This window comes from Streptomyces rubellomurinus (assembly GCF_000961885.1).
GTDB classification, from domain to species: Bacteria; Actinomycetota; Actinomycetes; order Streptomycetales; family Streptomycetaceae; genus Kitasatospora; species Kitasatospora rubellomurina.
This window is the reverse complement of the sequence record NZ_JZKH01000162.1, coordinates 1-7963: the sequence shown is the minus strand read 5'-3', so window position 1 is coordinate 7963 and position 7963 is coordinate 1. Positions and strand designations below refer to the sequence as shown.

5 protein-coding genes are annotated in these 7963 nt (G+C 76.9%); 2 read left to right on the top strand and 3 right to left on the bottom strand.

Annotated features, from left to right (window positions below; genetic code table 11):
• Positions 1-327 precede the first annotated feature (327 nt).
• The 3 genes from VM95_RS36385 to VM95_RS36375 all read right to left on the bottom strand — a co-directional run bounded on the left by VM95_RS36385 (position 328) and on the right by VM95_RS36375 (position 3671).
• Complete coding sequence (locus VM95_RS36385) at positions 328-1125, bottom strand: SGNH/GDSL hydrolase family protein (RefSeq protein ID WP_052707797.1); 798 nt, start codon at positions 1123-1125, stop codon at positions 328-330.
• Between the two features lie 403 nt (positions 1126-1528).
• Positions 1529-2143 carry an NUDIX hydrolase gene (locus tag VM95_RS36380; protein ID WP_063773617.1) on the bottom strand — a complete coding sequence of 205 codons (615 nt, stop codon included), beginning with the start codon at positions 2141-2143 and terminating at the stop codon, positions 1529-1531.
• Between the two features lie 328 nt (positions 2144-2471).
• Positions 2472-3671, bottom strand: a complete 1200-nt coding sequence (locus VM95_RS36375) for a hypothetical protein (protein WP_157882294.1) — start codon at positions 3669-3671, stop codon at positions 2472-2474.
• Between the two features lie 1038 nt (positions 3672-4709).
• Between VM95_RS36375 and VM95_RS36370 the strand changes: the two genes are divergently transcribed.
• Both VM95_RS36370 and VM95_RS36365 read left to right on the top strand, forming a co-directional pair.
• Entirely contained in the window at positions 4710-5879 is a 1170-nt protein-coding gene (locus VM95_RS36370) for an exonuclease SbcCD subunit D (RefSeq protein WP_045705330.1), read from the top strand.
• Positions 5876-7963, top strand: a 2088-nt coding sequence (locus tag VM95_RS36365) for an AAA family ATPase (RefSeq protein ID WP_045705328.1), incomplete at its 3' end; no start/stop codon positions are given. The genes VM95_RS36370 and VM95_RS36365, both read left to right, overlap by 4 nt.

The following is a 7963-nucleotide window of genomic DNA, read 5'->3' as shown; positions in this document are numbered from 1 at the left end:
GCGAAGAACGTCGTCAGCGTGAGGAGAGCGGAGACAGCGGCGACGGACAGGGCACGAACAGGGCGGAGCATTGCACCTCCTGGGGTGGCGGGAGTCGCGGAACGGGTGCCGGGCGGGGGCCCGGCACGCACGACCCGGGCAGGAGCGGGAGCCTGGGCCGAGGATTCGGGGGGCCGGAGCTGGAGCCGGAGGACTCGGCGGGGCCGATCGGCTCAGCGGGGCCGGGACGACCGGGCGGCGTCGGGGCCGAACGTCAGGAAGCGGGCGTTCGGGGCCGGACGTCGGGACCGGGCGGGCGTCGGAGCCGGTATCAGGACCGGGCGGGCGTCAGGACCGGCTGAAGACCGGCAGGTAACCGCCGGACTGGCCCGCGGCCTTCGGGTGGTAGCTCTCGTCGACCGGCAGCGTGGTGCTGTGCAGCCAGGCCGTCGACGAGCCGCAGATCTCGTGCCCGGCGAAGATGCCGCGCACGTCGCCGAAGGCGAACCCGTGGTCGGCGGCCCGCTTGGCGATGACCTCGTCCAGCGTGTCGGCGGCCTTGTCGATGGCGGCGCGCTTGGTGTCACCGATGCCGAATATGCAGGAGCCGCCGACCTTGTAGAGGTGCGGGTAGCCGAGCACGACGACATGGGCCCGCGGGGCCTTGGCGTGGATCGCGTCGTACACCCGGTCCAACTGGCCGGGGAGGGTGTTGCGGGCGTAGTTCTCGCCGGAGTTGACGGCGTTGAGGCAGTCGCTGTCGCTGCTCAGCACGCAGGTCTTCATGGTGTCGCCGAAGCCCGCGTCGTTGCCGCCGATGGTGATGCTGACCAGCGTGGTGCTGGAACTCAGGGCGGAGATCTGGTTGTTGAGGACGTCCCCGGTTCTCGCGCCCGAGCAGGCGACGAATCTGAACGAGGAGGGCGCGTGCGCGTTCTTCCAGAGGTAGGCGTAGGCGTTGGTGCTGCGCTTGCAGCTACCGCTGTCGCTCAGGTAGCTGCCGGCGCCGACACCGGCCGAGTACGAGTCCCCGAGCGCCACATAGTTGGCACCGGCCGCACTCGCCGACGATGCGGCGAAGAACGTCGTCATGGCGAGGGAGGCCGCTATGGCGGCGACGGGCAGAACGCGAGCTGGGCGGAGCATGACACCTCCTTGGCGTGACACGGGTCACAGAAGTGATAGCAGGAGGTGGGTGGCTCGGGAAGCGGTCATGCCAAGGATATTGACGGACCGTCTGACAACAGAGAGGTGAACCCGCGACCACGGGGCGCACATCCCGGCAGCTCAACGCGGGTGTACGCCGACGCGCATCGGTCATCGCGCGTAGAAAGGTTTCTGTGGAGATGTCAGCACAAGGTCAGCCGAAGGCCAACACATGGCCAGCCTCCGGTCAGCGAACGGACAGGCGGCCCGGCGCGGCGATCGGTGGTGTGGCGCAGCGATCGGCGGTGTGGCGTCCGGCGGCGCGGCGCGGCGACCGGTGGTGCGGCGTCCGGCGGCGCGGCGCGGCGACCGGTGGCGCGGCGACCGGTGGGCGTCGCCCGGCCTACGGGTGCTCGACGCCGGGGAAGACCTCGCAGCCCTCCACCGGCAGTTCCTCGATCGCCTCGTTCGCGGCCGCGGGCACGCCGAGCCGCTGGACGGCCGCGGCCACCGCCGCCCGCGCCTGGCGCAGCCCGGCCTCGCCCCAGCCCAACAGCTCGACCGCCAGCCCGGGTGCGACCAGCAGCCGCCGGTAGTGCCGGCCCGAGGCCGGATCGGCCACGCTCGGCCCGACCGCCCGCAGGGCGGCCGTCATCCGGACCCGCGCGCACTCGTGCCCGCCGTTCGCCGAGCCGACCCGGTCGTAGAGGTAGCCGAGGTAGTACGGCCGGCCGATCGCGGCCTGCGCCTCCTCGCCCGCCTCCCGGACCAGCGCGGCGCCCGGGTCGCCGTCGTCCTCCGGCTCCAGTGAGCCGCCCGGCAGCGAGCAGATCCCGTCCCTGGGGTTGACCAGGGTCAGCACCCGCCCGTCCGGCGCGAACAGCCACCCCCAGGACTGCTTCACCGGCAGCCCGTCCGGCACCTGCTCGCCCGGCCTCCACGGCCAGCCCGCCGTAGGACGCCGGCGCACCCTGCCGAGCAGTTCGGCGACCTCCGCGCTGTACTCGATCCGGCTCATGCGCCCGCTCCTCCCGCGGCCGCCCGACCGGGAGCCTCCCACCGCCCGGCGGGGGCACCCACCCACGCGGGCGCCACGGGGAGGAGACGGCTCCGCTCGTTCATGCGTCCCCCTCTCGGTGTCGGGCTCGCCGCACCGGCGGCGCGAGGGGTCGACCTGCGGGGCACGGCACGGAGCGGAGCGGCCGGAGCGGCGGCGTGGGGCACCGCGCGCTCCTGCTGTTGATCTTCTCCGAATCTTCCCCGAACAGGCGGTCGATGAACAGTCCCCAGCGCCGCATGGCGGACGCGGCGGACGCGGCGGGCCCGCGCACCTCGGGCACGGTGGATCAGCCCAGCGGCCCACCCCCCTTCCGCGGTCCGGGGAATCCCGGCCGCGAGGGCCCGGACGACGGCCGCCCCGAGGGCGGTGGTGCGGACGGCGGCGGCCCGGACGACGAGGGCCCGGACGACGAGGGCCCTGCGGGCGGCACGTCCGGCAGCGGGAACCCCGGCCGCGGCATCACCCCGGGCGGGAACGGCAGCCCGCGCTCGGCGTCGTCCGCGAGCTCGTCGAACACCTCGTGCACCGTCATCGGCCGCAGCCGCCCGCCGGCCAGCGCCCAGCCGCGCACCACCGGCCCGGTCTCCGGGTCGCCGTGCAGCAGCACCGCGCCCGCTCCGCCCGCGGCCACGCCCGCCGCCAGCGTGACGCAGAACGCCTCGGTGTCCCGCCCGGCGGGGCGCAGGCTGCCCGCCTCGACGCAGACGTCCGCCGCCGACGTCAGCTCCTCGCCGTCCTCCGGCCCGTGGCACCGGAGGGTCAGCAGGTGGCAGCCCTCCCCCGCGCCCTCGGCCAGCGCCAGGTACGCCGAGGTCACGTACCGCATCACCGACGTGAGCCGGCGCTGCCCGGCCGGGTCGTCTCCGACCGCGTCCAGCAGGGCCGCGCAGGCCACCGACATCCGCACCCTCGCCCGGTGGTCGTCCAGCAGCACCGGCGCCAGGTCGGCCAGCCGCTCCCCCGTGTAGACGAACGGCTCCCCGGCCAGCTCCGGATCGCCCGCGTACGCGACCCGGGCGGCCGGCGTCCGGGGATCGAGGCCGAGCGCGTCGCAGTAGTCCTCGAAGTCCCCCGCCTCGAAGACCCTCAGGTGCACCTCCACGCCCTGCCCGTGCAGGGCGCGCAGCTGCTCCTCCGACCGGCGCAGGTACTCCTGGTGCCGCAGCGCGCCGAACAGCCCGTACCTCGCCAGCCCGGCGAAGTCCGCGGCCTCGACCGCCAGCGCGACCGCCACCGGCTGCGGCGGCGGAGCACCCCGCGCCCGCCCGTCGCGCCGCCCCCGCGCACCGGAGCCGCCCGCACACCCACCCGGCGGCGCACCGCCCGCCGGCACGCCTCCGGCCCCGCCCGGCCGCGGCCCGCCGACCCCCGCCCCGGCCCCGCGCCCGGCGAGCAGCACCCACCGGCCCGCCCGCGGCCTCCCGCCCCGCACCACCGCGGCGCCCAGCGCCCCGGAGACCTCGCCCCACAGCTCCCGTACGGTCATGGTTCCTCCCAGCTCACTCGAACAGCACTGACATCTCCGGCCGCCCCGCCCCACAGAGCCGCCGACGTCGAGGAACATACACAGAGCCACTGACAATCCACCTCGAGTAATCGAACAGGCGCGGTGCAGCGGGCCGCGGGCGGGCGAGCGGGGCGCGGTGCCGGAGGCCGGAGGCGCCCGGCCGTCGCGCGCGAGGAGGACGCGTCGGGATGCCGCGCAGCGCCGCACGGAGCGCTCCGACGAACGGCCCGGGTCCGGCGTCCGGAAGCACGGCGCGCCACCCGGCACACCGGGGACGGGCGGGACCGAGCGGGGCACCCGGTGGGTGGCCGTGGCGGGATCGGACATCACAGCCGAGCGGATCGCCGCTCCTCGCGGGCGGCACGAAAGCCCCGTGCGCCGTCCGGGACACCGAGGCCGGCGTCCCGGACGGTTCGCGCGGGCGAGAGCGACGCGCGCCCTGCGCCCGGCCGCCGTGCCACCGTCCCGGACGGTTCGCGCAGGCGAGAGCGACGCTTGGCATGGGCGCCGAAGCGGGCTCCGAAGCGCGGCCGAGCGGCGCCGCGGCACGCCGGGCGGCACATCCGCCCGAGCCTCGCAGCTCACGCAGAGGCGCGACGTGCGGAGCGTGCACCACAACCGGGCAACCCGGCGAATCCGCGGATCGGCCCTGGCACCCCGCCCCGGCCCCGGCGCCTGCCCGGAGCCCGGAGCCCGGCAATCCGAGCACGCCGGACCGAGGACCGGTCCACAAGGGACACTCCGCACGCAACCGCAGCGCCCCGGCAGCACACCCGCAACCCCCGGAGCCCGCCCTCCCCGAGGCTGCAGGCGGGCGGGGCCTGACCGTGCCGGGCGCACTGGTCGGGAGCCGTGCACCCGGCCCCCCTGCCCCCGAGGCGTGCGATCCGCCACGGACGCTCCGCACGCAACCGCAGCGCCCCGTGCGGCGCGCCTCCGAGCGCCGCGCCCGGCCCCGCCCGGTGGTGCGGGCGGTTCGGGCGGGGTTGTCAGTGGTGGGCGTTATGGTCGGGGACCATGCGACTGCTGCACACCTCCGACTGGCATCTCGGCCGCTCGTTCCACCGGGAGAGCCTGCACGACGCCCAGCGCGCCTTCCTGGACCACCTGGTGGGCGTGGTCCGCAGCATGCGCGTGGACGCCGTGCTGGTCGCCGGGGACGTGTACGACCGGGCGCTGCCGGGCCTGGAGGCGGTGGAGCTGTTCGACGACGTGCTGCACCGGCTGGCGCGGCTCGGGGTGCCCACGGTGTTCATCAGCGGCAACCACGACTCGGCGCGCCGGCTGGGGGTGGGTGCCGGGCTGATCGGGCGGGCGGGCGTGCACCTGCGGACGGATCCGGGCGAGTGCGCGGTGCCGGTGCTGCTGGAGGACGAGCACGGGCCGGTGGCGGTCTACGGGCTGCCGTACCTGGAGCCGACGCTGGTGCGCGAGCGCTTCGGGCTGGCGAAGGGCGGGCACGCGGCGGTGCTGGGTGCGGCGATGGACCAGGTGCGGGCCGACCTGGCGGCGCGGCCGGAGGGGACGCGGGCGGTGGTGCTGGCGCACGCCTTCGTCACGGGCGGGGCGGCGAGCGACAGCGAGCGGGACATCGCGGTGGGCGGAGTGGCCGCGGTGCCGGCCTCCGTGTTCGACGGCGTGCACTACGCCGCGCTCGGGCACCTGCACGGCAGCCAGACGCTGGCCCCGCACCTGCGCTACAGCGGCTCGCCGCTCGCGTACTCGTTCTCCGAGGCGCAGCAGCGCAAGTCGATGTGGCTGGTGGACCTCGCGGCGGACGGCTCGGTGGCGGCGGAGCGGGTGGACTGCCCGGTCCCGCGCCGCCTGGCCCCGCTGCGGGACACGCTGGACGCGCTGCTCACGGAGGAGAAGTACGCGCAGGCCGAGGACTGCTGGGTGCAGGTGACGCTCACCGACGCCGTCCGGCCGAGCGAGCCGATGGAGCGTCTGCGCCGCCGGTTCCCGCACACCCTGCAGTTGTTGTTCGATCCGGCGGAGACCGAGACGGAGCCCGTCCGCTCGTACGCGGCGCGGGTCGGCGGCCGGGCGGACCTGGAGATCGCCGAGGGCTTCCTGCGGCACGTCCGCCCGGGCGCGGAGCCGGGCGCGGAGGAGCTGGGCTGGCTGCGGGAGGGCTTCGAGAGCGTGCGGGAGTCCGCCGAGCGGAAGGCGGACCTGCCGCGATGAGGCTGCACCGGCTGACCGTCACCGCCTTCGGCCCGTTCGCGGGCACCGAGACGGTGGACTTCGACGCGCTCGCCGCCGGCGGGCTGTTCCTGCTGCGCGGCGCGACGGGCGCGGGCAAGAGCAGCGTGTTGGACGCGGTCTGCTTCGCCCTGTACGGCGAGACGCCGAACGCCCGCCGGGCGAGCCGGCTGCGCAGCGACCACGCCGACCCGAAGCAACTGACGCAGGTGCGGCTGGAGTTGACGCTGGGCGGTCGGCGGCTGGAGATCACCCGGCTGCCGGAGCAGCGGCGGCCGAAGAAGGTCGGCAGCGGCACCACCGTCGAGCGGGCGCAGACCCTGCTGCGCGAGTGGGCGGCCGACGCGGGCGCGGGCGTGCCCGGCTGGCGGCCGCTGAGCAAGTCGCACCAGGAGGCCGGGGAGGAGATCCACCGGCTGATCGGGATGAGCCGGGACCAGTTCTGCCAGGTGGTGCTGCTGCCGCAGGGCGACTTCGCGCGGTTCCTGAAGGCGGACTCGGAGGAGCGCGGCAAGCTGCTGCGGCGGCTGTTCGACACCGAGCGGTACGGGCTGGTGGAGTCCTGGCTGGCCGAGCGGCGGCGCGCCCAGGAGGCCGCCGTGCAGGCGGGCCGGCGGCGGCTGCGCGACCTGGTCAGCAAGGCGGAGCAGGCGGCCGGGCCGGGTGCCGAGCCGGCCGAGGGCTGGGTGCCGGCCGAGGACGACGGGCCGGACCTGGCCGCCGGGGTGCTGGGCTGGGCGGCGATCCTGCGCAGCGGCGCGGCCGAGCAGGCGGCCGTCGCGGAGGCGGCACTGGACGGCGCGCAGGCGGCGCACCGCGCGGCCCAACAGGCCCGGGAGGCGGCCGAGGAGGTGGCCGGGCGGCAGCGCCGTCACCGGGAGGCGCTGGCCCGGGCCGAGCGGCTGGCGGAGTTCGAGCCGGCGGCGGAGCGGGACGGGCGGCGGCTGGCGGCGGCGCAGCAGGCGGTCGGCGTCGAGTCGGCGCTGCGGCTGCGCGAGGGCGCGGCCGAGGCGCACCGGCGGGCCCGGACGGCGGAGCGGCAGCGGCGCGAGGCGCTGGCCGGTGCGCTCGGAGCACTCGGATCACTCGGGGCGCTCGGAGCACTCGCTGGGCCCGGGGCGGCCCCCGGGGGCGCCCCCGTCGGTGCCGAGGCCGGCGCCGAGGAGCTGGCCGGGGCCGAACGGTGGCTGCGGGCCGAGGTGGTGCGGCTGGAGGCGGCCCGGGCGGAGGAGCGGCGCTGCGCCGAACTCGCCGCCGAGCAGCGTTCGTTGGGGTCGGACCTGCGCGGCGCCGAGGAGCTGGCGGAGGAGGCCGAGGACTGGCTGGCCGAGTTCGAGGGCGAGCTGAGCCGGCTGGAGGAGCGGCAGGCCGGGGCCAGGGCGGCCGGGGCCCGGGTCGAGCAGTTGGACGGGCGTCGCGCCGAGTCGGCGGCCCGGCTGGCGGCCGCGCGGGAGCGGGACGGCCTGCGGGCGGAGATCGCGGCGGCCGAGCCGCGGGTGGCGGGCCTGCGCACCGCCGCGCTGGACGCCCGCGAGCACGGCCTCGACCTCCGGGACCGCCGACTGGCGGGCATGGCGGCCGAGTTGGCCGAGCGGTTGCGCTCGGGCGAGGCCTGCCGGGTGTGCGGGTCGCCCGAGCATCCGGCGCCCGCACAGGCCGCGCCGGGCGGCCGGGTGAGCGCCGAGGACGAGGAGCGGGCAGCACGCGCGCTGGATGTGGCCGAGCGGGTCTGGCGGCAGGCCGACCAGGCGCTCACCGCGCTGCGGGTGCGGGAGGCCTCGGCCGCCGGCGCCGCCGGGCCGGACGGTGCCGACGTCCTCGCCCGGGCGCTCGCCGAGTTGGAGCACGAGCACCGGGAGGCGCTGGGCGCGGCGGAGGCGCTGGGCCGGGTCGAGCAGGAGATCGGCCGGCTGTCGCAGGACCGCGCGCGCCGCCTGGACGAGCTGCGCGAGGCCAAGGAGCGGGCGGCCGTGCTGACCGACCGGCTGCAGCAACTCGACGCCGAGCAGCGGGAGTCGGCCGGGCGGGTCGCGGCGGCCCGGGGCGGCGCGGCCTCGGTCGCCGAG